We start from the raw sequence: 24,785 nt of genomic DNA on the forward strand, positions 1-24,785 counted from the left end.
AACGGGCGTACCGCCCTCCTCGGCGCGCCCGGCGGCCCGCAACCGCCCCCCGGGCCGCCGGCCGCGCCGCACCCGTCCCGCACCCGCCCGCAGGAGGGCAACATGGCCATCAGCGCCTTCGACCTGTTCACCATCGGCATCGGCCCCTCCAGTTCGCACACCGTGGGCCCGATGCGCGCCGCCCGCACGTTCGTGTCGGGGCTGGCCGCCGACGGCCTGCTGGAGCGCACCGCCGCCGTGCGCGCCGAGCTGTACGGCTCGCTGGCCCTGACCGGCAAGGGCCACGGCAGCGACCGCGCGGTGGTGCTGGGCCTGATGGGCGAGACCCCCGAGGGCGTCGACGTCGACGCGGTCCCCGCCCTGCTGGAGTCGGTCGCCGAGCGCGGCCGGCTGGCCCTGGGCGGCGGGCGCGAGGTCCCGTTCGACCCGGCCACCGCGATCGACTTCCGCCGCCGCGAGAGCCTGCCGGGCCACCCCAACGGCATGCGCTTCCTCGCCTTCGACGCCGAGGGCGCGGAGCTTCGGACGCGCACCTACTTCTCGGTGGGCGGCGGGTTCGTGGTGGACGAGGCCGCCGTGGGCGCCGACCGCATCACCCCCGACGACACCCGGCTGCCCTACCCGTTCGCCTCGGCCGCCGAACTGCTGGAGCGCTGCCGCGAGACGGGCATGTCCATCAGCGCGATCATGCTCGCCAACGAGCAGGCGTTCGGCCGCTCGGCCGCCGAGGTGCGCGCCGGGCTGCTGGAGATCTGGCGGGCCATGCGCGCGTGCGTGCGCCGGGGCGTCACCACCGAGGGCACCCTGCCCGGCGGCCTGAAGGTGCCGCGCCGCGCGCCCCGGCTCTACCACCAACTGGGCGGCTCCTGCGACGACTCCGGCCTGGCCCGCCCCGCGCACAGCGACCCGGCCGACCCCATGCGCGGCACCGACTGGATCTCGCTGTACGCGCTGGCGGTCAACGAGGAGAACGCGGCCGGGGGCCGGGTGGTGACCGCCCCGACCAACGGCGCCGCCGGGATCGTGCCGGCGGTCCTGCACTACTACACCCACTTCACCCAGGGCGCGGGCGACGACGGCGCGGTCCGCTTCCTGCTCACCGCCGCCGCGATCGGCATCCTCTACAAGCAGAACGCGTCGATCTCGGGCGCGGAGGTCGGCTGCCAGGGCGAGGTCGGCTCGGCGTCGTCCATGGCCGCCGCCGGCCTGGCGGAGGCGTGGGGAGCCACCCCCGCCCAGGTGGAGAACGCCGCCGAGATCGCGATGGAGCACAACCTCGGCCTCACCTGCGACCCGATCGGCGGCCTGGTGCAGGTCCCGTGCATCGAACGCAACGCTTTGGCGGCGGTGAAGGCGGTCAGCGCCACCCGCATGGCCCTGCGCGGCGACGGCAGCCACTTCGTCAGCCTCGACAAGGTCATCAAGACCATGCGCGACACCGGCCGCGACATGATGGACAAGTACAAGGAGACCTCCCGCGGCGGTCTCGCGGTCAACGTCATCGAGTGCTGATCCGGGAGTCCGCAACCACGGCCCGCCCCACCACGTCAGACCGACAGGGAACCCCCACCATCGGTACGGAAGTGGGTCACATGGACGTGCGAAAGAGCTACGCCCAACTCCACAGCGGAGTCCGATTCGTCATCGACACCATCGAGAACGGCTACCGCCTCCCACAACCGCTGGAGGGGGAACTCCACCACTGGGTGATCTCGCAGTGGGAGCGCATGCGCGACAACATCGAGTGGTGCGACGACGATCAGGACCTGGTCGCGGTGACCACCGACCTCACGCACCTGGCCGAGTCATACCGGGACCTGCGCAAGGCGCTCTTCTCCGACCTGCTTCACTTCGGCCCCGAACCGCCGTGGCGGCGAATCAACGCCGACCTCGCCGTCAGACTCCCCCTGCAAGTCCACCTCAACAGCAGTGAGTACTACATGCTGCGCGCTCGGGGCGGGAACCGCTGGACCTTCTCCGTATACGGTTCGGCGAGGCCCGAACAGGGCGGGTCCGCCACCAGCTCGGAGTTCGAAGTCGAGCTGACGGAAAACACCTGCGTGATCCCCGCAGAGTTCGAGGGGCATCGGCTTCTGAGCCAGCTCTTCTACGGTCTCAGGCTGATGAAGGACGAGCATTACTTCATGCGAACGCCCCAGGACCACGTCCTGATGGAGGCGGAACGGATCGTCCACACGGAGGCCGACGACAGCGGCTGGGAGTGAGCCGGACGCGGCACCCGCGCCGTGGTCGAGTGCTGACCCCGGGGATCAGCGTGAGCGGTACGCGTCGAAGCGGTGCTCGACGGCGACGACCGTGGCGGTGCGGGCGTCCTCGTCGATCTCGTAGAGGACGCGGTAGGAGCCGCGCCGCGCCGACCAGGTGTTCTCGAACGGGGGGTTGAGCAGCCGCTTTCCCACCCGGTGGGGGTTGTCCGCCAGCGGGCTGACGGCGAACTCGTGGACGGCCGAGGCGATCTTCTCGGGAAGGCGGGAGTGCAGGCTGCGGACGGCCGCGACGTGCGGGTTGCGGTGCCACAATGAGCGGATGCGGAGGCGCGTGGTGATGGCGGTCGAGGCGGGTGCGACCTCCCCGGGAGTGGTGGCCGCCGGGCTTGGGCGGTTCGTCGCGGAGGGCGGGAGTCGCCGTGGCTGCTGAATCTGAGGGGCGCTCGGCGGCGGGTCCCAGTGTCGAGGACGGCATCCGGGCGCTGCTGCTGTTGATGCCGCGGCTGGTGGGGCGGGCCAAGCGGCTGCCGGTGCCCGAGGAGCTGCGGTCGTTCTCGCTGGCGCCCCGGCACCTGTCGCTGCTGGCCTACCTGCTGTTCGACGGGCCGATGAGTGTGAACGAGCTGGCCGGGCGGCTGGAGGTGGCGCCCTCCACCGCGAGTCTGATGGTGGGCGACCTGAGCCGCCAGGGGGTGCTGGACCGGCGCGAGGACCAGGCGGACCGGCGGCGGATGATCGTGAGCATCGCCGAGGAGCACCGGCCGGCCATCACGGCGTGGCTGGCGCAGGGCGCCCAGGCGTGGCGGGTTGCGCTGGAGCCGCTGAGCCCGGCCGAGCGGCGGATGTTCGTGGACACGCTCGCCGTCTACGAGCGCGAGGTCGCCCGGCGCACCGACGGCGGCGGGGGCGGTCCCGAGCGCACGGACGGCGCGGCGGGGGCAACGGGTACGGCGGGCAAGGACGATGGCGACACGGCGGACACGGGAGATGCCGGGGGCGGGTAGCGGCTCCCCGCGCGGCCGGGCGCGGGCCGGCTGCCCCGCGATGCGCTGACAGCGACCCCAGCGGTTCCCCGCGCGATCGCGCCCCGGCCTCAGGCCGGCTGGGTCGGGGCCTCGTAGTGGCCGCGCAGGGCGCGTTCGCGGTCCTCGTCGCTGGAGAGCGGGCAACTGGCGCACTTGGCGTCGCCGAACCGGTAGTAGAAGCAGCAGCCGCCCGACACCAGGAACATCCGCTCGGGCCGGTGCCGCGGCCGTCCCCGCAGGGCCAGCGGGAACGGGCGCTGGCGCGGGGCCACGCGGTCGCGGTCGTGGTTGAGGCAGGCCACCATGCGCCTGGCGCGCTCCCAGGCGTCCGCCTGGTCGGCGCCGACCTCCTCGGAGGCCAGCAGCAGGGCCTCGTGCAGGGCGTCGGCGACCATGCTCCACTGCGGGCGCGCGCCGAACCGGGTGGTGGCCCGCACCGCCGCGATCGCGGGCTCCAGCGCGGCCGCCGCCGAGGACACGAACCAGCGGTCCAGTTCGGCCTCGGACTCCAGGACGCGCACGCCGGGGGCGTGGGCCAGCGGGTCGCCGGGCAGGACGGCGGCGTCGGACAGGCGCAGTGTGAGCCGGTCCAGCCGGCCGGTCTCGGTGCGGCGCACCCACAGCAGGTGCGCGGCCAGCAGCGGCGCCCGGCCGGTGAGGTAGGCGGCCATGGCCGCCAGCGTCATCACCTGGCGGCCCATGTCGGCGGCGAGGAACGCCGACGACGCGGTGCGGTGCCCCTGGCAGGAGTGCTCGGTGAGGGTGTCGATCAGCTCGGGGACGCGCTCGGGCAGCCGGTCCACGCGGATCCACTCGGGGCCGGCGGGCGCGGGCGCGCCGGGGGCCAGCAGGTCGGTCTTGTAGTACAGGTCGCGCTCGTTGACCCACTCCACGATCCCGGCGAGCGGATGGCTGCTGGCTCCCACCATGCGGCTCCCTTCACGGCGCACGGAAGACGCACCCGGACGCGGCGCGCGCGGCGCCGGCCGGGTGTCCGTAGGTAAGCCTAGCCTCAGAAGGACGAACCGTACATACCGCGCCCGGGGTCGCGAACGGTGCCACACGCCGCACGCCCGCCCGGGGCGACCCGCCGCCGACGATCCGATGGCGAATGAGCGAAACCGGTGGTTGCGGTGCCAATCAGTGGGTTAACGTGGCAGAACACGCGCTGACAAGGGGGACCCGGGTGGGCAAGCGGCTGGTGCTGTGGGACATCGACAAGACCCTGATCGACGTCGACGGCCTCGGATCCGAGATCTTCTCGGCGGCGTTCGCGGAGTTCAGCGGATTAGACCGGCACCGACCCACCCACGGCCCCGGCCGCACCGAGTGGCAGTGGTTCCAGGACACCCAGCTCGCCAACGACCTCGTGCCCACCGACGACTGCTTCCCCCGCTTCCTCGGCATCCAGGACGCCATGTTCGAGGCGCGGGCGGCGGAGTTCGCCGAGCGCGGCGAGGTCCTGCCCGGCGCGCGCGAGGCGCTGGAGCGCTGCGCGGCCAACCCCGACATCATCTCCTCGCTGCTGACCGGCAACACCCGCCGCAACGCCGAGCGCAAGCTCGCCGCGTTCGGTCTGGACCACCTCGTGGAGATCCCCATAGGCGGGTACGGCGACGACCACCGCGACCGCCCCGAACTGGTGCGCATCGCGCGCGAGCGGGTGCAGCGGGCCACCGGGATCGCGTTCACCGCCGACACCACCGTGCTGGTGGGCGACAGCCCCAACGATGTCATGGCCGCGCTGCACGGCGGCGCGCGGATCGTGGCGGTGGCCACCGGGATCGTCTCGGCCGCCGAACTCCGCGCCGCCGGCGCCGAGGTCGTGCTCGACGACCTCTCCGACACCGACGCCGTGCTGGACCTGCTGCTGGGCTGAGCGCCGCCGGCACGAGGTGAGCGGCGCCGGAGGTTCCCCCCGATGTCCTCCAGCGCCGCTCTTCCGGGATGGTCTGTGTGCGCGCCCCTCAGGCGAGGGCGCGCCGGGGGTTGCGGGGCGGGGCCGCCATCGACACCCGCACCACCGCCGGCACCCGCTCCAGGTCCAGGGCGGTGCGCAGGTCGGCGAGCGCCTCGGCGCGCACCCGGCGCCACACGGCGGTGACATCGGCGTCGTCGTCCAGGGTGAGGTCGAGCCGCATGTGCGGCGCCGTGGTGGACTCGGTCAGGTGCGCCCGCGCCCGGCGCACCCCGGGGTACTCCCGCACCGCGTCCTCGAACGCGCCGCGCGCGGCGCGGGCGGGCAGGTCGGTGGTGCCGCCGCTGGGGTCGGGCTCCACCGCGACCTGGTCGACGGTGTCGCCGCGCCCCTGGACCGCCAGCCAGCGCAGCGCCAGCACCGCGACCACGACGGCCGCGACCGCCGCCGCGTAGGGCACCCACGCGCCGCCGATCCCCAGCGCGCCGGGGGCCTCGGCGAGGGCGGCGCGGGGGCCGGCCACCGGCAGCAGCCCGCGCCCGGCGGCCAGCGCCGCCGCGCCCAGCACGGTCACCACCAGCCCCACGAGCGCCAGCCCCCACCGGTTGCCGCGCGCCGACCTGCGCGCCCTGCGGCCAAGCGAGGTGGTCATGGCGGGGATCACGCCTTCGCGCAACGGACGTGGGTGATCACCTTGAAGTCGCCCAGCGGGGCGATCTCGGTGAGCCGCCGCTCCACCGCCGCCGCGACCTGCCCGCGCAGCTCGGGCGCCTCGATGAGGTCGGTGTGCACCCGCACGCCGATGCGGTGCCGCCCCACGGTGACGCGGGCGCCCCGCACCCCGCCGACGCTGCGGGCGGCCAGGGCCAGGGTGCGCCGCAGCGCCGACCGCGACAGCCCCACCACCAGGTCGGGGTCGTCGGTGCGCAGCGGCGCGAACCGGCCCCGGCCGGGAAGGAGCGCGATCGCGATCAGGGCCAGCCCGATCAGGGCCAGGAGCAGGGACGCGGCCTGCACGGCGGGGTCGCCCCACTGCGCGCCCACCGCGTACTCCTCGGCGGTGGTGGTGACGGCGGTGCGCATGGGGCTGCCCACCAGCGCCGAGACGACCTCGGCGGCGGCGAAGGCGGCGACCAGCAGCACCAGCGCCCCCACGATCAGCGCCGGCCAGGACCGGCGCGGGCGGAAGGTGTGCACGGCAACGCGGCGCGCCCGCCGCGCCGTCGCGGGATCCGGGCGCATGAGCGCGTCTTCAACGGTTGTCATGCCAGTCGTCCCTCCCCGAAGTAGTGGTCCGGGCCGCCGAGGGGGCGGCCAATCAGTCGGCGCGGCCGCCGCGCACCAGATCGGCGATCTCGATGTCGACGCGGCGCACCGCCATGCCTGTCAGGTCCTGCACGGTCCGGGCGGTGTGCGCCCGTACCTCACGTGTCACCTCGCGCACCGAGCGCGGGTAGCGCACGGCGATCCGCAGCCGCAGGGTGGCGGTGTCGCCGTTGCCGCTGATGCCGGCGCGGGCCCGCACGCCCGCGACCGAGCGGGTGCGGCCGGTGCCCGGTGCCGCGCCCGCTCCCCCGCCGGCGCGGCCGACCCCCGCCACGCGGGAGGCGGCGCGGGCCGCGATCGCGGCGACCACGTCGGCGCCGATGACGGTGCGGCCGCGCTGGTCGGCGGGTGCGGGGTCCGCCGGCCGCTCCGGCGGCGGCGCGGGGTCCGCGGCGGTCGTGGCCGTCATGGTCGCCTCCTCACGCGTTCACGCTGTCCGTGCGCCGGGCCGCCGGCCCGGGGTGCTGGCCGGCGCGCTCCCGCGCGCCGCCCGCGGGTCATTCGCGGCGGCCCGCGAAGAGCTGCCGGAGGTCGAGGTCGCCCTCGAACGCGCGCCCGGCCAGGAAGCCGATGGCGCCCAGCACGAGGACGAGCACGAAGGCGCCGAAGCCGCCGAAGGCCCCCGCGAGTCCCAGCACGGACCCGAAGGCCAGCCCAACGATGGGCCACATGTGCGTTCCCCTCTCAGTCGGCGGGTTCACCTGCGTGTCCCCGCCTCGGCGAGGTCGATGTCGGCCACCCACACCCGCACGCCGTCCCCGGAGTCCGGCACCCCGCCGCGCGCGGCCAGCACGGCGGCGCGGACGTCGGCGGCGATGTCGGGGATGGGGCGGCCGTAGCGCACCACCACGCCGACCTCGACGCCCTCGGGTCGCACGGCGACGCCCTCGACCCGGCCGCCGGGGCCGGGGGTGGCGGTGGTGCCGAACTCCCCGGCCGACAGCCCCGCGATGTCGGGCAGCGCCCGCACCCGCGCGGCGATGCGCTCGGCCTCGGCCGTGGCGGGGTCGCGGACGCCGCCCGCCGGCTCTGCGCCGCCGGCCGCCACGGTCAGCGCACCCGGGGCTCGGAGTCGTCGCCGGACTCGGAGTCGTCGGAGTCGTCGGGCAGGTGGATGTCGTCGACGGTGATGTTGACCTCGGTGACCTCCAGGCCGGTCATGCGCTCCACGCCGTGGATGACGTTGCGGCGCACCGCGCCGGCGAGGTCGGGGATGGCCACCCCGTACTCCACCACCAGGTCGATGTCGATGGCGGCCTGGCGTTCACCGACCTCGACGGCCACGCCGCGCGCGGCCGAGGAGGTGGAGCCGCCGCCGGAGACGCGGTCGCGCACCGCGCCGAAGGCGCGGGCCGAGCCGCCGCCCATGCGGTGGACGCCGTCGACCTCGCGCGCGGCCATGCCGGCGATCTTGGCGACGACGTGGTCGGCGATGGTGGTGCGGCCGTTGGCGGTGACCAGTTCGCGTCCGGCGCCGCCCCGGGCGCCGCCGGGCGTGCCGCTGTCGCGGGCGCCGGGCACGGTGGGCTCCGCACTGGTGTTCGTCACTGTCGTTCCCCCTGGTCGAGTCGGACCGTCCGCCGTGGGCACGCGGCCTGCGGGCCTGCGGCGGTCTGAGCGCCGGCCCGCGGCCGGTGCGCCCCCTGGCGGCGGCCGCCGGCCGTCGATGTCACGCACTTAAGGACACGGGGAATCCCCTGGGCTCACGCCACCACGGGCGTGACGTGCGCCACAGAAATCCCTGTCCGAGTAGGATTTCACTGTAGCGCTACCGAGGGTAATCAACAATGGTCATGCCGTAATTGCACCTGATGAAGTGGGGTGGCCGCCGACCATGTTCGAGTCGCCCCCGCCATCGGAGGCCCACCCGCCGCCCCGCCCGCCCGATCCGCCCGACTCCGCGCTGGTGACCCGCGCCCAGGACGGCGACCCCGACGCGTTCGAGGTCCTGGTGCGGCGCCACCAGGACACCGTCTACCGGATCGCGCTGCGCGTCCTGGGCGACGAGGGCGACGCGGCCGACGCCGCGCAGGAGGCGCTGGTCGCCGCCTGGCACCGGCTGCCCGACCTCGCCGATCCCGTCAGCTTCCGGGCGTGGCTCTACCGCATCGCCGGCCGGCGCGCCCTCAACCTGGCGCGCGCCCGCACGCCCGAGGCCCCCGCCGACAACGTCGAGGCGGCGGCCACGCCGGCCGGTCCCGAGCAGCACACCGTGGCCGGCGACCTGCGCCACGCGCTCGCGCGGGCGCTGGCGGGGCTCCCGCCGGGCCAGCGGACCTGCTGGGTCTTGCGGGAACTGGAGGGCATGGGCTATGAGGAGATCGCCGACGTCGTCGGAGCCGGCCCGGACGCGGTGCGCGGACGCATCCACCGCGCCCGCGCCCGGCTCGTGGAGGAGCTTGCGCCATGGCGGTAGACCCCGTGTCCGGCGGCATGCTGCCGTGCGGCACCGACCCACAGGAGTTGGCCGAGCACCTGGCGGCGGGCGAGCCCACCGACCACGAACGCGCCTGCCCGCACTGCCGCGCCGCCGCGGCGGAAACGGCGCCGCTGCTGGCGGCCCGCGACCGCCTGGCCGGCGAGCGGGTGACCGCGCCGCCCCGCCTGCTGGACGACGTCATGGCCGCCGTCCGGGCCGATCCCCGCTCCCGCCGCGCCTACCGGCTGCCCGGTGAGGAGGCAGGCACCACGCGGGTGCGCCGGCGGGTGGCGGCGGCCCTGCTGCGCACCGCCGCCGAGCGGGTGCCCGGGGTGCGGCACGTGCGCGTGCGCGACCTGCGCGAGGAGGCCGACGGCATGGCCGTGGAGGTGGCCGCGGCGCTGGACGCGGGCGCGCCCATCCCCGAGACGGCGCGCGCGCTGCGCGAGGCGGTGCGCCGGGCCGGCCGCGAGGGGCTGGGCTGGGAGGTGGCGGTGGTGGACATCGAGGTGGCCGATGTGCGCGGCGGCCCGGCGGGGTGAGGCCGGGCGCCGGCGCGCGGGGCACCCGCGACACCCGGACCTCGGGCCGTCCGCGCCGCCGGTAGCGCCGGCACCGTCCGGGCCGCCGGACGGTGCCGGGCGGAGCCCGGCGATGCCCCGGCGGGTCGGCGCGGACTCAGCGGAAGACGACGGTGCGCTGCCCGTTGAGCAGCACGCGGCGCTGGGCGTGCCAGTTGACGGCCCGCGCCAGGGCCACGGACTCCAGATCGCGGCCGATCGCGGTGAGCTGCTCGGGGCTGTGGGTGTGGTCGACCCGCGCGACCTCCTGCTCGATGATGGGGCCTTCGTCGAGGTCGGCGGTGACGTAGTGCGCGGTGGCCCCGATCAGCTTGACCCCGCGCGCGTGGGCCTGGTGGTAGGGCCGCGCGCCCTTGAAGCTGGGCAGGAAGGAGTGGTGGATGTTGATGACGCGCCCCGACATCTTGGCGCACAGCCGCTCCGACAGCACCTGCATGTAGCGCGCCAGCACCACCAGGTCGATGTCGTAGGAGTCGACCAGTTCCAGCAGCCGCAGCTCCTGCTCGGCCTTGGTGTCGGGGGTGACCGGCAGGTGGTGGAAGTCCAGGCCGTAGGAGCGCGCCAGGAACTCCAGGTCGGGGTGGTTGGAGACCACCGCCGCGATGTCGGCGTCGAGCAGCCCGCTGCGCTGGCGGTAGAGCAGGTCGTTCAGGCAGTGCCCGAACTTGGAGACCATGACGAGCACGCGCGGCCGGACGTCGCGGGCGCGGAGGTCCCACTCCATGTCGAACTCGGCGGCCAGCGAGGCGAACGCGGCGCGCAAGGAGTCCTCGCCGGTGGCGCCGGGGTCGCCGTCCGGCGCGGCGGCGGCGGTGAACTGCGTGCGCAGGAAGAAGCGGTGGGCGTAGGGGTCGCCGTACTGCTGGCTCTCGGTAATGTTGCAGCCGTGCTGGTACAGCAGGTCGGCCACGCCCGCCACGATGCCCCGGGTGTCGGGGCAGGACAGGGTCAGCACGTATTCGCGCTCGTTGGCACCGGCGCTCATGGGTGGGCACTCCCAGGGGTCCGCGGTCGGCATCGAGGTTGCCGGGAACTTCAGCCTAGCGGCGCGCGGGGGCGCGCGCGGCCCGTCCGGCCGGCCTGTGGACAACCGCGCGCGGACGGATACGCCCATGTCAGGCGGTGTCCCACCAAGGGCCGCCGAACCGGACATGAACGGTTTTCACCTTGGTGTGCGATCCTCGGGAGATGCCGAGCGACCGCGAGTACTACGACGGGGCCACCAGCCGGCTGAGCGCCCCCTTCGCCATCGTCGACATGGCCGCGTTCCGCGCCAACGCCGCCGACCTCGTGCGGCGCGCCGGCGGCGTGCCGGTGCGCGTCGTCACCAAGTCCCTGCGCTGCCGCCGCCTCATCCGCGAGGCCCTGGCCCTGCCCGGGTTCGCCGGAGTGATGGCCTTCACCCTGCCCGAGGCGCTGTGGCTGGCCGCCGGCGACTCCGCCGGCCCCCTCAGCGACGACATCCTGGTCGCCTACCCAACCGCCGACACCCAGGCGATCGCCGCGCTGGCCGCCGACCCCCGGGCAGCCGCGCGCATCACGCTCATGGTCGACCACACCGACCACCTCGACATGATCGCCGCCGCCGCGCCCGACCCCGCCCACCCGGTCAAGGTGTGCCTGGACATGGACACCAGTTGGCAGCCGCTGGGGCCGCGCACCCACATCGGCGCCCGCCGCTCCCCCGTGCGCACCCCGGCCCAGGCCGCCGCGCTGGCGCGCGCCGTCGCCGCCCGCCCCGGCCTGCGGCTGGAGGGCGTGATGGCCTACGAGGCCCAGATCGCCGGCGTGGGCGACGCACCGCCGGGGCGCCCGCTCTACGGCGCCGCGCTGCGCTGGGTCCAGGGCCGCTCCCGGCTGGAGCTGGCGCGCCGCCGCGCCGCGCTGGTGCGGGCGGTGCGCGGGGTCGCCGACATCCGGTTCGTCAACGGCGGCGGGACCGGCAGCGTGCACACCACCCGCCGCGAGCGCGCGGTGACCGAGGTCGCGGCCGGCTCCGGGCTGTACCACCCGGTGCTGTTCGACCACTTCACCGGGTTCACCGGCCGGCCCGCCGCGCTGTTCGCGCTGCCCGTGGTGCGCCGCCCCGGCCCCGGGGTGGCGACCGTGCTGGGCGGCGGCTACCTCGCCTCGGGGCCGCCCGACCGGGCGCGCCTGCCCCAGCCCTACCTGCCGGCGGGGCTGTCCTACAGCCCCACCGAGGGGGCGGGCGAGGTGCAGACGCCGCTGCTGGGGGCCGCCGCCGACGGGCTGCGGGTCGGCGACCGCGTGTGGCTGCGCCACGCCAAGGCGGGCGAGCTGTGCGAACGGTTCAACGAACTGCACCTCGTGGAAGGGCCGGACCCCGACGACGTCACGGCCGTGCCCACCTACCGGGGCGAGGGACAGGCGTTCCTGTAGCGCGTCGTCTCGCGGCGGGGCGGTCGGCGACGGCGGCGGAGGTATCAAGGGCACGAGACTGCGAAGGGGAGGGCGGGCGCCCTCCCCTTCGCCGGTACCGCTCGCTCGCGGATCAGCGGCCGCGGCGCGCCTTGCGCACCATGGCGATCAGGCCGACCGTGACGGCCAGCCCCACACCCGCGCCGAGGATGAGGACCTCGGGCGAGAGCCGGGCGCGCGCGGTGTAGGTGGACACGACCTCGTCGTCGCCCTGGACGAGCACGCTGCCCTCCGGGGGTTCCACGACGTGGCTGTCCAGCCGCACAGTGCCGCCGCCCACGACCAGCGCGCGGGCCTCCTCGGCCAGGTGGGAGCCCGCGCCGCGGACCCGCTGCCAGCCGCGCCGCGCGACGTTGGCCGGCTTGGTGCGGTCGGCGATCTCGTCGACCGTCTGGGCCAGGCGGCGCTGCACGCGTTCGATCTCGGCCTGCACAGTCGCGGGGTCGCGCGGTGCCGCCGCGGGGTCGCGTTCCTCCATAAAGCGCTTCCTTCCGCTACCGCAGGGTGGTCGCCTGAGAGGAGCCGGGGGTGGCCTCCCGCTCTGAGGCACCCGCTCCGGGGTCGTCGGAGCGCGTGAAGCCCAGGGCGCCTTCGATTCCGTCCACGACACGGAAGAAGTCCAGCGTGGACAACCACAGTTTATAGACGATGGCTACCTCGAAGGCGAGGAGCAAAACACCCGCGATCACGGCGATCGCGACAATCGCGGCCGGAGCGGCGGCACCGGCCAGGGGCGCCAGCACGAACACCGCCATCTGGAACTCGATGCCGCTGACCAGGTGGGTGCGCACCCGGTGGGCGCGCAGGAACTCCCAGAACCGCTGGTACCAGGGGAAACGCGACCGGAACTCCTGGTGCAGGTCGACCTTGGGCAGCCGCACGTCGGGCTGCTTGCCGGCGTCGCGGTCGTAGCGCGACTCCTTCTCGGTCTGGGTGCGCAGGATGTGCTCCAGCACCGAGATCCCGTGCCGCAGCACCGCCTGCTCGCCCTGGTCGCTCAGCGGGCGCCGGGCGCCGGTGTCGTCGGGCTCCAGCATGGACAGCTCGGCGCGGGCGCGCTCCAAAGCCCCGGCGATGCGCGAGCGCATCTCGCGCCGCACCTTGTAGACCTGGAGCGCGTTGAGGTAGCGCAGCATGTCCACGAACACCACGGCCAGCGCCATCCAGACGAACACCACCTGCCCGGTGAGCACGTACTGGCCGCCCATCAGGGCGATGGCGCACACCAGCACCCGCAGCCGGTCGAAGAGGTAGTCCATCCACGACCCGAACAGCGTCTCGCGGTCGGTGAGCCGGGCGAGCTTGCCGTCCATGCAGTCGACCACGAAGCACAGGTAGTACAGCAGGGCGCCCAGCAGCAGGAACGGCCACCAGGCCACCGCGAAGGCCGCCGCCGCGCCCAGGCCCAGGAACAGCGCGCTGACGGTGAGCTGGTTGGGGGTGATGCGCGTCCGGTTGGCGATCACGCGGACGAGGCGCACGGCGAGGGGATCGGCGAACGCGACGGTCCACCAGGAGTCACGCGTCCGCAGCGTGCGCTCCTTGACCTCCTCCAGCGTGAAACCAGACATCGTCGAATGAACTCCAGACGCGAAGCGGATGAGCTTCCACCCTGCGCGGCCCGCCGGGCGCGATCGGCGGCCGGGGGACGCCGCCCGAGTCTACGCAGCCCACGGCCGCTGTCGCGGGCACCGAGCGCGCAGGTGCCGACCACCCTAGGGGATGTCCGCGCGTGGCGCCCCACCCCCGGGGCAACCGAGTTCTGTTCGCAACCGAACGCGCGCCGTGTTCACCGCTGCGCAACACAGGACACCGGAGGGATGGGGGAAGGCAGGGTGGGGTGGGGCAGGCAGGAGAGCGCGCGGGTATCGGTGCCTCGTACAACGTGGGCTGCGGCGGCACATAAGTGGCCCCATGCGGGCCGGAATGTCCACCTGACGAGACACCCTTGCCGCCCCGTCGGCCGCCCAAGCCACCCACCCCGCGGCCCGGTGACCGCCCGCCTCCGCCACCGCGGCCTCCGCAGGGCCACCGCCCCCGCCACCACCCCCCTCAACGATCTAGGGTGGACGTGGACGTGCGAAACCCATGACCAGCGGTTCAAGGAGACCAGTGAGCGAGACCACCGTCCGGCTTGAGCCCGGCGACACCGCGCCCGACTTCACCCTCACCGCGGACGACGGCGGCAAGGTCAGCCTCAGCGAGGTGCTGGCCGGCGGCAAGCGCGTGGTGCTGTACTTCTACCCCGCCGCGATGACCCCCGGCTGCACCACCGAGGCGTGCGACTTCCGCGACAGCCTCGGCGACTTCTCCGGCGCCGACGTGGCGGTGCTGGGCGTCTCCCCCGACGCCCCCGAGCGCCTGGCCCGGTTCCGCGAACAGGAGGGGCTGACCTTCCCCCTGCTCAGCGACCCCGACAAGACGGTCCTGCGCGCCTACGGGGCCTTCGGCGAGAAGAAGAACTACGGCCGCGTGGTGCAGGGCGTCATCCGCTCCACGTTCGTCATCGACCCCGACGGCACCGTGGCCAAGGCTTTCTACAACGTGAAGGCCACCGGCCACGTCGCGCGCATCAAGCGCGAACTCGGCCTGGGCTGACGCGGGTCGGCGGGCCGGACGGCCGGGCGCCCGGGGGCACCCCGGCAGGCCGGGCCGCCCGGTGGGCGCCGCCCACCGCCCCGCCCGCCGTCTCACCAACCGCCCGCCGACCGCCACCCGCGCTGACCAGCGGATCGGACCGGCCGCACCCGCACCCGGTGCGCCCCGGCCGCGTCCGTACCGACTTGCGCATCGGCGGTGGCGGTGCCACTCTCGGACGGACGACCCGGCGCCGCCGCCCGGCCCGCACCGGCCCGCGCCGCCGGTCGATCGGGGGCCGTAGCCCAACGGCAGGAGGCACCAGGTTTAGGTCCTGTTCAGTGCGGGTTCGAATCCCGCCGGCCCCACCGGCGGCAGCCGTGGTCCGCCGGGTGCCGCCGCGCCGACGCGCGGCGGCACCCGCCCGTACAGCTCAGCCCCACCTCAGGGTCCACACCGCGTTCCAGCCCGCCGCCCGCCGCTGCCCGGGCCAGGTCGCAGCCCAGTTCCCAGTCCGGGCGCCCGCCGCTCAGGGCGATGCGACCGGCTTCTTGCTCAGCGGGTCGGCGATGTTCTCCAGCGAGCGGCGGGCCACCTCGATGCCCAGCAGCCACTGCACCGCGCCCGCACCGATCATCAGGGCCGCGCCCAGGTAGTAGCCGTAGGCCACCATCGACACCTCTCCGGTGGCCACCAGCGCGCCGAACAGGCCCGGTCCGACCACGCCGCCCAGCCCCGTGCCCACCGCGTAGAACAGGGCGATGGCCTGCGGGCGCGTCTCCATCGGGAACACCTCGCTGACCGTCAGGTAGGCCGAACTCGCCCCGGCCGACGCGAAGAAGAACACCACGCACCAGCAGGCGGTCACCGTCACCGCCGTGAGCGCGCCGGCCTGGAACAGCAGCCCGGTGCCCACCAGCAGCAGCCCCGATCCCACGTAGGTCCCCGCGATCATCGGCCGGCGCCCCACCGAGTCGAACAGCGGCCCCAGCAGCACCGGCCCCAGGAAGTTGCCCAGCGCCAGCGGGATGATGAACAGCGGCGCCACGTCGGAGGTGACGTCGAAGAACGCCGTCAGCACCAGCGCCTGGGTGAAGAACACCGCGTTGTAGAGGAACGCCTGCCCGGCGAACAGCGCCAGCCCCACCACCGTGCGGCGCGGGTAGGTCCGCGCGAAGGTGCGCGCCAGCTCGGCGAAGGACGTGCGCTCGCGCTGCTCCAGCGTGATGTCCTCCCCCGCCGGCGGCAGCCGGTCGCGGTGCGTCTCGCGCTCGACCTCCTCCTCGATGCCGCGCACCACCCGCTCGGCCTCCTCCTCACGCCCGTGGATGACCAGCCAGCGCGGGCTCTCCGGGACGACCCGGCGCACCACCAGGATGATCAGCCCCAGCACGCCGCCCACCGCGAACAGCAGCCGCCAGCCCCAGAACTCCGGCAGCAGGTCGGGGTTGAGCAGCGGGTAGGCCATGGCCGCGCCCACCGCCGCGCCCAGCCAGTAGGAGCCGTTGACCATGAGCGACACCCGCCCGCGCAGCCGCGCCGGCACCATCTCGTCGATCGCGGAGTTGATGGCGGCGTACTCGCCGCCGATCCCGAACCCGGTGAAGAACCGGCAGGCGTAGAACCACCACACGTTGCCCGAGAACGCGGTGAGCACGGTCGCCGCCAGGTACACCCCCAGCGTGACCAGGAAGATCTTGCGCCGGCCCAGCCGCTCGGTGAGGTGGCCGAAGAACAGGGCGCCCAGGCAGGCGCCCACCACGTACACCGACGCCGCCGTGCCGACCTGGCCCTCGGAGATCCCCAGGCCGCTGGCGTCCTCGGTGATGCGCGAACCGATCGACCCGACGATGGTCACCTCGAGCCCGTCGAGGATCCACACGCTGCCCAGGCCCAGCAGGATGAGCCAGTGCCAGCGCGCCCAGGGGAGTCGGTCGAGTCGGGCGGGGATGTCGGTCGTGACGCTCATGGAGCCCCACTTACCTCCGCTGTGGCGGGTTTAACTCCGCCGCAACCCGCACCGCGCGGCGGCGGGCCGCCCACCTGGGCCGATGCCCCGCGCCGCCCCCGCCCGGCTCAGGGGCGGAACAGCAGCGCCCACAGCACGACCGCCAGCAGCGCCAGCACGCCCAGGACCACGGCCGCCACCACCGGCAGCGGGCTGCCGGTGCGGTGCCGGCCCGAACTGGTCAATCCGAGGGTGTCGGTGGAGTCGCGGATGGAGGTCAGCAGGTGGCCCACCGACTCCGGCCGGTGGCGCTGGAGGCGCTCCTGGATGTGCGAGACCGAGTCCGAGACGGAGTCCTGGAATTCGCTCACCGACTCCTGGAGGGAGGTGCGCAGCACCTGCGCGCCCTGCCGGAAGTGCTCGCGGGCGGCCTCCATGCCCTTCTCGGTGTCGGCCGCGGCCGGGTCGCCGGGGTCGGGGTCGCCGTCCTCGCCGCCGGAGTCGGAGTCCTCGGCGCCCTGCCCGTGGCGCCCGCCGGGGTGCGCGGCGGCGGTCGAGGCGCCGCGTCGCTCGTGGCGGCCCTCGCGCGCCGGCGGCGGCACGACCGGGCGCGGCCCGGACTGCTCGGCCGACTTGGCGGCGGTCTCGGGGCTGGTCTCGGGCGCCCACGGCGCCAGGGCCGCGATCCGCAGCATCTTGGTGGCGTTCTCGGCGGTGAGCCGGTCGCCCGGCTGGACGTGCAGCAGCCCCGCGAGCACCGGCGCCAGCGGCCCGGCGTTCTGCGCGATGGCGGGCTCCTCCAGGTCGGCGCCCTTGAGGATGCGGATGTAGCCCTTGCGGTCGTAGGGCGGGTGGCCCTCGACGGCGGCGTAGAGCGTGGCGCCCAGCGACCACAGGTCGGACTCCGGACCCACGGGGCCGGCCTTGGCGCGCTCGGGCGGGATGTAGGACGGCGAGCCGATGATGCGCCCCGAGGCGGTCAGCGCGGACTCCCCGGTCCAGGCGGCCAGCCCGAAGTCGGTGAGCACGACGCGCCCGGACTCGCTGATCATGACGTTCTCGGGCTTGACGTCGCGGTGCACGATGCCCTCGTCGTGGGCGACCTTGAGCGCGTCGATCAACTGGAGGCCGATCTCGGCGACGCGCTGGTAGGGCAGCGGGCCGGCGACCTGCACGATGTCGGCCAGGGTGCGCGCCTCGACGTACTCCATGACGATCCAGGGGCGGTCGTCCTCGTCCACCACGTCGAGCACGGTGACCACGCCGGGGTGGGTGAGCCGGGCGGCCACCCGGGCCTCGCGGGTGGTGCGCTGGAGCAGGGACTCGCGCTCGGCCGAGCTGACGTCGCTGGGCAGCCGCAGCTCCTTGACCGCGACCTGGCGGTCGAGGACGAGGTCGGTGGCCAGCCAGACGGTGCCGACACCGCCGCGCGCGATCTCGCCGCGGAGTTCGTAGCGGCCCGCGAGCACGCGGCCCGCCGCCGTGGCGGCGGGGTCCGCCGGGAGCACGGAGTCGGACCGCCGCACCGGCCGGTCCGTTTCGGGCTTCTCGATGGAGGACACGGTCAGTCAGCGGGTCTCGTCACGGGCCACGGCGGCCTCCTGCGGGCTCTTGCGGTCGCTGCGCGTGCCGCGCTGCACATGCACGGATCATCGTTTATACCAGGCGGAACCGGCGTTGAAGCAGGTGGTTGCCGGATCACAGTCGATTAGGTTCGGTTTCGTTATGTGCCCGCCGGCGGGCGGCGCGCCCGGCGCCGCCCGCCCTCCGGGGTCAGCTCCAGAGGGACTCGGGGTCGCGCACCGTGACGGGGCCGATCCCCAGCTCGCCCAGCGGGCCCTCCAGGCGCTTGGCGTCGCCGGCCACGATGGTCACCAGCTCCTCGGGCCGCAGGTACTCCCGCGCGCCCTCGGCGAGGTCGTCGGCGGTGATCGCCTCGAAGCCCGCGCGCAGCCGGTCGACGTGGTCGTCGGGCAGGTCGTGCACGACGATGTCGACCAGGGCGGCGGCCAGGCTGCGCGGCGTGGAGTAGGTGACCGGCAGGCCCACGGTGTTGGACTCGCGCACCGCCGACAGCTCGGCCTCGGTGACGCCGTCGCGGCGCAGCTTGTCGATCTCGCCGAGCGTGGCGGTGATGGAGTGCGCGGTGGTGTCGCGCTCGACCTGGGTGCTCACCAGGAACACCCCGCTGTCGCGGCGCAGGTCGAACCGGCAGCCGGCGCCGTAGGTGTAGCCCAGGCGCTCGCGCAGCTCCAGGTTGAGCCGCGAGGTGAACATGCCGCCCAGGACGTCGCCGACCCCGTCGGCCCGAGGCAGGTCGATGTCGGCGCGGGAGGGCGCGCGGTGCGCCATGATCAGCGCCGACTGCACGGAGTCGGGGCGGTCGACGATCAGCACGCGGGGCAGCTCGCCCGGCGCGGAGTCGGGCGCGGTGCGCGGGAGGTCGGGGGTCGCCGCGGCGCCGCCGAAGACGAGCGCGCCCAACTGCTCCAGGTCCACGCCCGACAGGTCGCCCACCACCACCAGGGTGCCCGCCACCGCCGCGACCGAGGCGGCGTGGAACTCCCGCACCGCCTCAGGGGTGATGTCCTTGAGGCGGACCGGCGCGCCGCTGAGCGGGGTGGCGTAGCGGCCGGTGAACAACTGCCCGCCGATGGCGCGGGTGGCCAGGGTGGAGGGCACCGAGGCGTCCAGCCAGAACCGCTCCAGGATCTGGTCGCGGCGGCGCACCACGTCGTCGTCGCGCAGCGCCGGGGTGCGCACGGCCTCGGCCAGCAGCGCGGTGGCGTCGGCCAGCCGGTTGGTTGGCGCGTCGACGCCGGTGACGAAGCTGTCCCAGGTCACCCGCGAGACCCACTCGGCGCCGTGCCGCTCCAGCGCGGGCGCCAGCGAGCTGTTGCCCTGGACGCCGTCCTCCAGCGCCTCGTTGGTGAGCGCGGCGACCCCCATGCGGTCCAGCGGCTCGCTCCCGCCGCCGGCCGGGTGCACCAGGCGGACCGAGGCGAACAACTGGCCGGGGGCGTCGATGGCCACCACGGTGCCGTTGTTCACGCGCAGGCGGCGCGGCTTGGGGAACGCGTAGGACTTCGGGTCGCCGAGCACGGGGCGGGTCTGGAGCATGCGGGTCGGACTCTCTCTTCGCGATGAGGGCACCGGGCGCGGCCCGGCGGCGGACTCGGGGTGCGGGGCGCGGCGCCGGCGGTGTCAGGCGGCCGGCCGCTCGCCGGCCTCGGTGTCGTCGGGGTCGAAGCGCACCGAGAGCATGTTCTCGGGCACCAGCGCCCGCTTGGCCTGGTCCACGATGTCGTCGGTGGTGACCTCGGCCCAGCGCCGCGGCCAGGTGTAGGCGAGTTCGGGGTCGCCGAAGAGCTGGGTGCAGGCGCTGATGCTGTCGGCCAGCCCGCTGGGGTGGGACAGGGTCTGGAGGTGGTCGCGTTCCAGCACGGCGCGGGCGCGCTCCAGTTCCTCGTCGGTGACGCCCTCGGCCAGCTTCTCGGTCTCCTCGATCATGGCGGCCTCAAGGTCGTCGCCGCTGACGCCCTCGCGGGCGATCATGTTCACCAGCATGAGGCTGGGGGTGTAGCGGAACGGCAGGAGGTCGGCCGCGGCGCCGCCGTCGTCGGCGGCCAGGCCGCGCTCCAGCACCAGGCGGCGGTACAGGCGGCTGCCCTGGCCCTGGCCCAGCACGGCCGAGGCCAGGTGCAGGACGTCGAAGTCGCGCTCGCCGTAGGGCGCGGTGCGGTAGCCCAGGAACACGCCGGGGGCGGGCACGGCCTCCACGACGTGGTCGCGCACCGGGCCGCCGATGGGGCCGGTGAGGGCGGCGTCGGGGGCCTCGGCCGCCGAGGGCCGCGCCGGGATGGCGCCGAAGTAGCGCTCGACGCGGTCGCGGACGTCCGCGGGGTCGAGGTTGCTGACCACGGTCAGCACGGCGTTGTCGGGGCCGTAGTGGCGCCCGTGGAAGGACAGCACGTAGTCGAGGTCGGCGGCGTCGAGGTCGGCCATGGACCCGATCGTGGAGTGGTGGTAGGGGTGGCCCTCGGGGTAGCCCAGCCGCAGGATGCGCTCCAGCGCGGTGCCGTAGGGCTGGTTGTCGTAGCGCTGGCGGCGCTCGTTCTTCACGACGTCGCGCTGGTTGTCGAGGACCTCCTGGGACATGCCCTCGCGCAGGGTGGCCAGGCGGTCGGCCTCCAGCCACAGCACCAGGTCGAGGGCGTGCTCGGGCACGGTCTCGTAGTAGTTGGTGCGGTCGGTGGAGGTGGAGGCGTTGATGTCGCCGCCCAGGCGCTCGACGGCGTCGAAGTGCTCGCCCTTGGCGACGTTGCCGCTGCCCTGGAACATCAGGTGCTCGAAGAGGTGGGCGAACCCGGTGCGGCCGGGGCGCTCGTGGCGGGAGCCGACGCCGTACCAGAGGTTCACGGCGGCCACCTGGGGGGTCGCCGCCGGCGCGGACACCAGGCGTAGTCCGTTGTCCAGCGTGAATTGGCTGACCCGTCGCGCCGCACCGTTGGTGGTCACCTGTTCTCGCACCCCTTGCCCACTGGTCGTCCGGCAGTCGTCGTTGTGCCCCGAGCCTATGTCCTCGCGCGCCCGCGCGGGTACGGGACGCACACGGAAATCGCGCTGTGCGACCGAGGGCCGGCGGGCGGCGGCGCGGGCGCGGGCCTCACGAGCGCCGCCACACCTCGTCGCCGGAGGGCGCGGTGAGGTCGACCTCGGCGCCCCAGTCGCTGAACTCCATCTCGACGTGGCCGGGGCCGTCGTCGGTGTCCATGTCGGCCAGCACCGCGCGCGGCAGGTAGTGGTCGTCGATCCACACGGTGAAGCTGATCTCGCGCACGCCCTGGGCGTAAAGGTCCTGGAGCACCCGCCAGGCGCCGCCGGTGCCGCCGACGTGGGCCATGCCGTCGACCACCGCGAAGGTGGCGCGGTAGCCGCTGGTGCGCACGCCGTCGACGGTGCGCCCGCCGGCGGGCACCAAATCGCCGGCCCCGGCGATCATGCTCCAGTCGCGGATGCCGGCGATGGCGCGGATGGCCTCGCTGTAGAGGGCGCGCGGCTCGGGCGGGTCCTCGAAGTCGGCGCGGGAGCGCCGGATCCAGGTGGTGCCCTCGGGCATGCCCTCGGTGGTGGGCGGGCGCAGGAAGAACGCGTCGCCCACGGCCACGGCGCGGGCGGAGTAGTCGTCGCCGTCGCGGCTGGTCATGTCCAGGCGCGCGGTGAAGTCGAAGTCCTCGGCGGAGTGGAAGGCGTAGCCGCCCTCGGCGCCGGCGCGGCGCACCCCGCCGAGCGAGGCGGTGGCGGTGTAGCGGGCGGTGCCGCGGGTGAGCACGGCCTCCTCGACGGCGTCGACCAGGGCCTGGGGGTCCTCGGGGGTGGCCTCGGGGGTGGGGATGGGGGTGTCGGGGTCGCCGGCGGTGGGGCCCGACTCCGGCGGGGCCGGGGGGTCGCCGGAAGGGCGCGGGGAGCCCTCGGCGGAGGGGGAGGCCGAACCCGAGGGGTCCGCGGCGCCGCCCTCGGGCGCGCTGACGCAGCCGCCCACGGCGACGGCGAGGGCGCCCGCGGCGAGCGCCATCGGGAGGGAGCGTCTACCCATGGTGCCCATGGCCGCCATTGTCCCCGAAGCGCCCGCGCGGGGATACGGGATCGCGGCACCGGATCGGCCGGCGGGGGCGCCAATCCGGGCGCGTGCGCCCCAGCCGGCGCACCGGTCCCCGGCGCACCGCGCGCGGCGGCCGGGCCGCCCGGTCGGAGCCGTCGGGCGGCCGGAGCGGTCGGGGCGGCGGGGCAGTCGAGACGCCGGAGGAGGGCGGGCCGGCCCGCCGGGGCGGCTCCGCCGGTGCGGCGGGCGGGTCCGCGCCCGGCGGGCCTCGGCCCCGTGCGGCGCGGCCTCAGCCGGTGCGGCGCAGCAGCCGCAGCGACCCGTGGGCGCCGATCTCGGTGAAGGCCCCGCCCTCCAGGGCGCGGCGGTAGATGTTGTAGGGCGGCCGGCCGCCGTCGGCGGGGTCGGGGAACACGTCGTGGATGGCCAGCACCCCGCCGGGCGCCACGTGCGGGCTCCAGCCGGCCAGGTCGGCCTGGGCGGCCTCCTCGGTGTGCCCGCCGTCGATGAACAGCATGCCCAGCGGCACCGACCACAGCCGGGCGGCGGCGGCCGAGCGCGCCACCACGGCCACGACGTGCTCCTCCAGGCCGGCCGCCGCCATGGTGCGGCGGAACTCGCGCAGGGTGTCGATGCGGCCGGTGCGCGGGTCGACCAGCTCGGGGTCGTGGTACTCCCAGCCCTCCTGGTGCTCCTCGGAGCCGTGGTGGTGGTCGACGGTCACGACCGTGCCGCCGGCCGCGCGCGCCGCGGCGCCCAGGAACACGGTGGACTTCCCGCAGTAGGTGCCGATCTCCAGCACGGGCCCCAGGGCGGCGTGCTCCCGGGCCGCCCGGTACAGGACCAGCCCCTCGTCGGTGGGCATGAATCCCTTGGCCGCCTCGGCCACCCGCACCAGATCGGCGGGCATCCCGGCGGCGGCCTCCTCGGTCGCGGCGGTGCTCACGCGTTCTCCCCCTTTTCGCCGTCGGGCTTCAGGGCGGCCACCAGCCGCTCGGCGGCGGCGTCCAGCACCTCGTCGCGCTTGCAGAACGCGAAGCGCACCAGGTGGCGGCCCTCCTCGACGTTGTCGTATAGCACCTGGGCGGGCACGGCGGCCACCCCGGCGCGGTGCGGCAGCGAGCGGGCCAGCTCGATGCCGTCGGTCAGCCCCAGCGGGCGGATGTCGGCCAGCACGAAGTAGGTGCCCTGGGGGCGCAGCACGCCCAGCCCGGCGGCGGCCAGGCCCGCGCACAGCCGGTCGCGCTTGGCCTGGAGCGCGTCGCGCTGGGCGCGCACCCACGCGGACTCGCCCTCCAGCGCCTCGGCCACCGCCAACTGGAGGGCGCCGTTGGCCGTGAAGGTGAGGAACTGGTTGACGGTGCGGGCCGCGCGCACCAGCGGCTCGGGGCCCATCACCCAGCCGGTCTTCCACGCGGTGACGGAGAACGTCTTGCCCACCGAGGACACCGACAGGGTGCGCTCGGCCATGCCGGGCAGGGTGGCCAGGGGCACGTGCTCGGCGCCGTCGAAGACCAGGTGCTCGTAGACCTCGTCGGTGAGGGCGATGAGGTCGTGCTCGCGGCAGACCGCCGCGATCTCGGCCAGCTCGGCGCGGGTGAACACGGTGCCGGTGGGGTTGTGCGGGGTGTTGACCACGATCATCCGGGTGCGCGGCCCCACGGCGGCGCGCAGCTCGGCGGGGTCGAAGGTGAACCGGCCGCCGCCGGCGGGGTCGGGGCGCAGGGTGACCGGCCGCCGCACGCCGCCGGCCAGCGCCACCACCGCGGCGTAGGAGTCGTACATCGGCTCGAACAGGACGACCTCGTCGCCGGGCTCCACCAGCCCCAGCACACCGGCCGCGATCCCTGCGGTGGCGCCCACGGTGACGTAGACCTCGGAGTCGGGGTCCAGCTCGATGCCGTGGCGGCGCCGCCGGTCGGCGGCCACGGCCGCGCGCAGCTCGGGCCGGCCGGGGCCGGGCGGGTACTGGTTGACGCCCTCACGGATGTGGCGGGCGGCGGCGTCCAGCAGGGAGCGGGGGCCGTCGGTGTCGGGGAAGCCCTGGCCGAGGTTGATGGCGCCGGTCTCGGCGGCCAGCCGGCTCATCTCGGCGAAGATGGTCTCGCCGAACGGGCGCATGCGCGCAACTAGGGGTTCGTCCACACCGGGCAGCATAGACGTCCGGGTCCCGGCTTCACGGGGCGGCGCGGGCACCGGGCGGCGCGCCGCCGACGCCGGGAGGTGTCAGCAGGCGCGGGCGCGCTGGGCCCGGACCTGGCTGAGCGCGGCGCCCAGCCGGGCCATGTCCTCGTCGCTGCAACTCTCCACGAACCGCAGCATGGTGGTGTGGGGGTCGCCGCAGCCGCTGAAGACCTCGCTCATGACCCGGGCGGTGTGCTCCTCGCGGGACTCCCGGGGCCAGTACTGCCAGGCCCGCCCGCACTTGCGGCGGTCCAGCAGGCCCTTGTGGAAGAGGATGTTGGTCACGGTCATGACCGTGGTGTAGGCGACGTCGCGGTCGTAGTCCATGGACTCGCGGACCTCGCGCACCGACAGCGGGCGGTCGGCCCGCCACAGCGCGTCCATGATGGCCGACTCCAGCTCCCCGAACTCCCGGATCGCCACCCGCCCCTCCCCCTTCGCACCCCACCGGACCGCCTGCGTCTGGGCGTCATGCTAGAAGCGCCGGGGGCGGCCGGGGGGTGGAACGCGCAGCGGCGCGCAGATCCGGCGGCGGGCG

General features: G+C 74.9%; 27 protein-coding genes and 1 tRNA gene. 9 read left to right on the forward strand and 19 right to left on the reverse strand.

Annotated features, from left to right (window positions below; all coding sequences use genetic code 11):
• Nucleotides 1-102 precede the first annotated feature (102 nt).
• Both LG943_RS00850 and LG943_RS00855 read left to right on the forward strand, forming a co-directional pair.
• Nucleotides 103-1,512, forward strand: a complete 1,410-nt coding sequence (locus LG943_RS00850) for an L-serine ammonia-lyase (protein WP_270070318.1) — start codon at nt 103-105, stop codon at nt 1,510-1,512.
• An 80-nt stretch (nt 1,513-1,592) separates the two neighbouring features.
• Nucleotides 1,593-2,225, forward strand: a complete 633-nt coding sequence (locus LG943_RS00855; protein ID WP_270070192.1) for a hypothetical protein — start codon at nt 1,593-1,595, stop codon at nt 2,223-2,225.
• A 45-nt stretch (nt 2,226-2,270) separates the two neighbouring features.
• Here LG943_RS00855 and LG943_RS00860 read toward each other — a convergent pair whose 3' ends face one another.
• Nucleotides 2,271-2,540 (reverse strand): type II toxin-antitoxin system RelE family toxin, encoded by a 270-nt coding sequence (locus tag LG943_RS00860; protein WP_270070193.1) that lies wholly within the window; start codon nt 2,538-2,540, stop codon nt 2,271-2,273.
• A 107-nt stretch (nt 2,541-2,647) separates the two neighbouring features.
• On the opposite strand from LG943_RS00860, the gene LG943_RS00865 reads away from it, so the two are divergent.
• Complete coding sequence (locus LG943_RS00865; RefSeq protein WP_270070194.1) at nt 2,648-3,232, forward strand: MarR family winged helix-turn-helix transcriptional regulator; 585 nt, start codon at nt 2,648-2,650, stop codon at nt 3,230-3,232.
• Between the two features lie 89 nt (nt 3,233-3,321).
• On the opposite strand, the gene LG943_RS00870 is transcribed toward LG943_RS00865, so the two are convergent.
• The gene (locus LG943_RS00870) at nt 3,322-4,182 is read right to left on the reverse strand and encodes a hypothetical protein (protein ID WP_270070195.1); all 861 of its coding nucleotides are present in this window, start codon (nt 4,180-4,182) and stop codon (nt 3,322-3,324) included.
• A 224-nt stretch (nt 4,183-4,406) separates the two neighbouring features.
• On the opposite strand from LG943_RS00870, the gene LG943_RS00875 reads away from it, so the two are divergent.
• Complete coding sequence (locus LG943_RS00875; RefSeq protein WP_270070196.1) at nt 4,407-5,132, forward strand: HAD family hydrolase; 726 nt, start codon at nt 4,407-4,409, stop codon at nt 5,130-5,132.
• A gap of 88 nt (nt 5,133-5,220) precedes the next feature.
• Here the strand turns inward: LG943_RS00875 and LG943_RS00880 are convergent, their stop codons facing one another.
• The 6 genes from LG943_RS00880 to LG943_RS00905 all read right to left on the reverse strand — a co-directional run bounded on the left by LG943_RS00880 (nt 5,221) and on the right by LG943_RS00905 (nt 8,045).
• Nucleotides 5,221-5,823: an alkaline shock response membrane anchor protein AmaP gene (locus LG943_RS00880; RefSeq protein WP_270070197.1), complete on the reverse strand. Its 603-nt coding sequence runs from the start codon at nt 5,821-5,823 to the stop codon at nt 5,221-5,223.
• 8 nt (nt 5,824-5,831) lie between these two features.
• Entirely contained in the window at nt 5,832-6,437 is a 606-nt protein-coding gene (locus LG943_RS00885) for a DUF6286 domain-containing protein (protein WP_270070198.1), read from the reverse strand.
• 52 nt (nt 6,438-6,489) lie between these two features.
• Nucleotides 6,490-6,906 (reverse strand): Asp23/Gls24 family envelope stress response protein, encoded by a 417-nt coding sequence (locus LG943_RS00890; RefSeq protein WP_270070199.1) that lies wholly within the window; start codon nt 6,904-6,906, stop codon nt 6,490-6,492.
• 88 nt (nt 6,907-6,994) lie between these two features.
• Nucleotides 6,995-7,168 carry a hypothetical protein gene (locus tag LG943_RS00895; protein WP_270070200.1) on the reverse strand — a complete coding sequence of 58 codons (174 nt, stop codon included), beginning with the start codon at nt 7,166-7,168 and terminating at the stop codon, nt 6,995-6,997.
• Nucleotides 7,169-7,194: 26 nt separating this feature from the next.
• Nucleotides 7,195-7,545 (reverse strand): hypothetical protein, encoded by a 351-nt coding sequence (locus tag LG943_RS00900; protein ID WP_408648521.1) that lies wholly within the window; start codon nt 7,543-7,545, stop codon nt 7,195-7,197.
• 2 nt (nt 7,546-7,547) lie between these two features.
• A complete protein-coding gene (locus LG943_RS00905) occupies nt 7,548-8,045 on the reverse strand; it encodes an Asp23/Gls24 family envelope stress response protein (protein WP_408648522.1) in 498 nt (165 codons plus the stop codon).
• A gap of 286 nt (nt 8,046-8,331) precedes the next feature.
• On the opposite strand from LG943_RS00905, the gene LG943_RS00910 reads away from it, so the two are divergent.
• Together LG943_RS00910 and LG943_RS00915 are read left to right on the forward strand one after the other, a co-directional pair.
• Nucleotides 8,332-8,913 (forward strand): RNA polymerase sigma factor, encoded by a 582-nt coding sequence (locus tag LG943_RS00910; protein WP_270070201.1) that lies wholly within the window; start codon nt 8,332-8,334, stop codon nt 8,911-8,913.
• Nucleotides 8,904-9,458: an Asp23/Gls24 family envelope stress response protein gene (locus LG943_RS00915; RefSeq protein ID WP_270070202.1), complete on the forward strand. Its 555-nt coding sequence runs from the start codon at nt 8,904-8,906 to the stop codon at nt 9,456-9,458. Before LG943_RS00910 ends, LG943_RS00915 begins: the two co-directional genes overlap by 10 nt.
• A gap of 136 nt (nt 9,459-9,594) precedes the next feature.
• On the opposite strand, the gene purU is transcribed toward LG943_RS00915, so the two are convergent.
• On the reverse strand, nt 9,595-10,482 hold the full coding sequence (gene purU / locus LG943_RS00920) for a formyltetrahydrofolate deformylase (protein WP_270070203.1): 888 nt from the start codon (nt 10,480-10,482) through the stop codon (nt 9,595-9,597).
• A gap of 203 nt (nt 10,483-10,685) precedes the next feature.
• Here purU and LG943_RS00925 point away from each other — a divergent pair, with 203 nt between their 5' ends.
• The gene (locus LG943_RS00925) at nt 10,686-11,897 is read left to right on the forward strand and encodes an alanine racemase (RefSeq protein ID WP_270070204.1); all 1,212 of its coding nucleotides are present in this window, start codon (nt 10,686-10,688) and stop codon (nt 11,895-11,897) included.
• Nucleotides 11,898-12,009: 112 nt separating this feature from the next.
• Here the strand turns inward: LG943_RS00925 and LG943_RS00930 are convergent, their stop codons facing one another.
• Together LG943_RS00930 and LG943_RS00935 are read right to left on the reverse strand one after the other, a co-directional pair.
• Nucleotides 12,010-12,414, reverse strand: a complete 405-nt coding sequence (locus LG943_RS00930; RefSeq protein WP_270070205.1) for a DUF3618 domain-containing protein — start codon at nt 12,412-12,414, stop codon at nt 12,010-12,012.
• A 16-nt stretch (nt 12,415-12,430) separates the two neighbouring features.
• Complete coding sequence (locus LG943_RS00935) at nt 12,431-13,507, reverse strand: CDP-alcohol phosphatidyltransferase family protein (RefSeq protein WP_270070206.1); 1,077 nt, start codon at nt 13,505-13,507, stop codon at nt 12,431-12,433.
• Nucleotides 13,508-14,048: 541 nt separating this feature from the next.
• On the opposite strand from LG943_RS00935, the gene bcp reads away from it, so the two are divergent.
• Both bcp and LG943_RS00945 read left to right on the forward strand, forming a co-directional pair.
• Entirely contained in the window at nt 14,049-14,534 is a 486-nt protein-coding gene (bcp, locus tag LG943_RS00940; protein WP_270070207.1) for a thioredoxin-dependent thiol peroxidase, read from the forward strand.
• Nucleotides 14,535-14,807: 273 nt separating this feature from the next.
• A tRNA-Leu gene (locus LG943_RS00945) sits at nt 14,808-14,881 on the forward strand.
• Nucleotides 14,882-15,042: 161 nt separating this feature from the next.
• On the opposite strand, the gene LG943_RS00950 is transcribed toward LG943_RS00945, so the two are convergent.
• The 8 genes from LG943_RS00950 to LG943_RS00985 form a co-directional block, all read right to left on the reverse strand.
• Nucleotides 15,043-16,482 carry an MFS transporter gene (locus LG943_RS00950; protein ID WP_270070208.1) on the reverse strand — a complete coding sequence of 480 codons (1,440 nt, stop codon included), beginning with the start codon at nt 16,480-16,482 and terminating at the stop codon, nt 15,043-15,045.
• A gap of 107 nt (nt 16,483-16,589) precedes the next feature.
• A complete protein-coding gene (locus LG943_RS00955; protein WP_270070321.1) occupies nt 16,590-17,969 on the reverse strand; it encodes a serine/threonine-protein kinase in 1,380 nt (459 codons plus the stop codon).
• A 265-nt stretch (nt 17,970-18,234) separates the two neighbouring features.
• Nucleotides 18,235-19,581, reverse strand: coding sequence for a M16 family metallopeptidase (locus LG943_RS00960; RefSeq protein WP_270070209.1), 1,347 nt, complete (start codon nt 19,579-19,581; stop codon nt 18,235-18,237).
• A gap of 84 nt (nt 19,582-19,665) precedes the next feature.
• Nucleotides 19,666-20,979 carry a M16 family metallopeptidase gene (locus LG943_RS00965; protein ID WP_270070210.1) on the reverse strand — a complete coding sequence of 438 codons (1,314 nt, stop codon included), beginning with the start codon at nt 20,977-20,979 and terminating at the stop codon, nt 19,666-19,668.
• Between the two features lie 148 nt (nt 20,980-21,127).
• Nucleotides 21,128-22,066 carry a hypothetical protein gene (locus LG943_RS00970; protein WP_270070211.1) on the reverse strand — a complete coding sequence of 313 codons (939 nt, stop codon included), beginning with the start codon at nt 22,064-22,066 and terminating at the stop codon, nt 21,128-21,130.
• A gap of 286 nt (nt 22,067-22,352) precedes the next feature.
• Entirely contained in the window at nt 22,353-22,973 is a 621-nt protein-coding gene (locus LG943_RS00975; RefSeq protein WP_270070322.1) for a class I SAM-dependent methyltransferase, read from the reverse strand.
• 32 nt (nt 22,974-23,005) lie between these two features.
• Nucleotides 23,006-24,208 carry a pyridoxal phosphate-dependent aminotransferase gene (locus LG943_RS00980; RefSeq protein WP_270070212.1) on the reverse strand — a complete coding sequence of 401 codons (1,203 nt, stop codon included), beginning with the start codon at nt 24,206-24,208 and terminating at the stop codon, nt 23,006-23,008.
• A gap of 81 nt (nt 24,209-24,289) precedes the next feature.
• Nucleotides 24,290-24,664, reverse strand: a complete 375-nt coding sequence (locus LG943_RS00985; protein ID WP_270070323.1) for a BlaI/MecI/CopY family transcriptional regulator — start codon at nt 24,662-24,664, stop codon at nt 24,290-24,292.
• Between the last annotated feature and the right edge of the window lie 121 nt (nt 24,665-24,785).

The organism is Streptomonospora mangrovi (assembly GCF_027604915.1).
In the GTDB taxonomy this organism is placed as follows: Bacteria; Actinomycetota; Actinomycetes; order Streptosporangiales; family Streptosporangiaceae; genus Streptomonospora; species Streptomonospora mangrovi.

Coding starts and splice junctions, on each gene's coding strand:
- LG943_RS00850 (WP_270070318.1), top strand. CDS start 103: ATGGCCATCAGCGCCTTCGACCTGTTCACCATCGGCATCGGCCCCTCC.
- LG943_RS00960 (WP_270070209.1), bottom strand. CDS start 19,581: ATGCTCCAGACCCGCCCCGTGCTCGGCGACCCGAAGTCCTACGCGTTC.
- LG943_RS00885 (WP_270070198.1), bottom strand. CDS start 6,437: ATGACAACCGTTGAAGACGCGCTCATGCGCCCGGATCCCGCGACGGCG.
- LG943_RS00910 (WP_270070201.1), top strand. CDS start 8,332: ATGTTCGAGTCGCCCCCGCCATCGGAGGCCCACCCGCCGCCCCGCCCG.
- LG943_RS00925 (WP_270070204.1), top strand. CDS start 10,686: ATGCCGAGCGACCGCGAGTACTACGACGGGGCCACCAGCCGGCTGAGC.
- LG943_RS00870 (WP_270070195.1), bottom strand. CDS start 4,182: ATGGTGGGAGCCAGCAGCCATCCGCTCGCCGGGATCGTGGAGTGGGTC.
- LG943_RS00930 (WP_270070205.1), bottom strand. CDS start 12,414: ATGGAGGAACGCGACCCCGCGGCGGCACCGCGCGACCCCGCGACTGTG.
- LG943_RS00935 (WP_270070206.1), bottom strand. CDS start 13,507: ATGTCTGGTTTCACGCTGGAGGAGGTCAAGGAGCGCACGCTGCGGACG.
- LG943_RS00915 (WP_270070202.1), top strand. CDS start 8,904: ATGGCGGTAGACCCCGTGTCCGGCGGCATGCTGCCGTGCGGCACCGAC.
- LG943_RS00880 (WP_270070197.1), bottom strand. CDS start 5,823: ATGACCACCTCGCTTGGCCGCAGGGCGCGCAGGTCGGCGCGCGGCAAC.
- LG943_RS00970 (WP_270070211.1), bottom strand. CDS start 22,066: ATGGGCACCATGGGTAGACGCTCCCTCCCGATGGCGCTCGCCGCGGGC.
- LG943_RS00890 (WP_270070199.1), bottom strand. CDS start 6,906: ATGACGGCCACGACCGCCGCGGACCCCGCGCCGCCGCCGGAGCGGCCG.
- purU (WP_270070203.1), bottom strand. CDS start 10,482: ATGAGCGCCGGTGCCAACGAGCGCGAATACGTGCTGACCCTGTCCTGC.
- LG943_RS00950 (WP_270070208.1), bottom strand. CDS start 16,482: ATGAGCGTCACGACCGACATCCCCGCCCGACTCGACCGACTCCCCTGG.
- LG943_RS00895 (WP_270070200.1), bottom strand. CDS start 7,168: ATGTGGCCCATCGTTGGGCTGGCCTTCGGGTCCGTGCTGGGACTCGCG.
- LG943_RS00975 (WP_270070322.1), bottom strand. CDS start 22,973: ATGCCCGCCGATCTGGTGCGGGTGGCCGAGGCGGCCAAGGGATTCATG.
- LG943_RS00855 (WP_270070192.1), top strand. CDS start 1,593: ATGGACGTGCGAAAGAGCTACGCCCAACTCCACAGCGGAGTCCGATTC.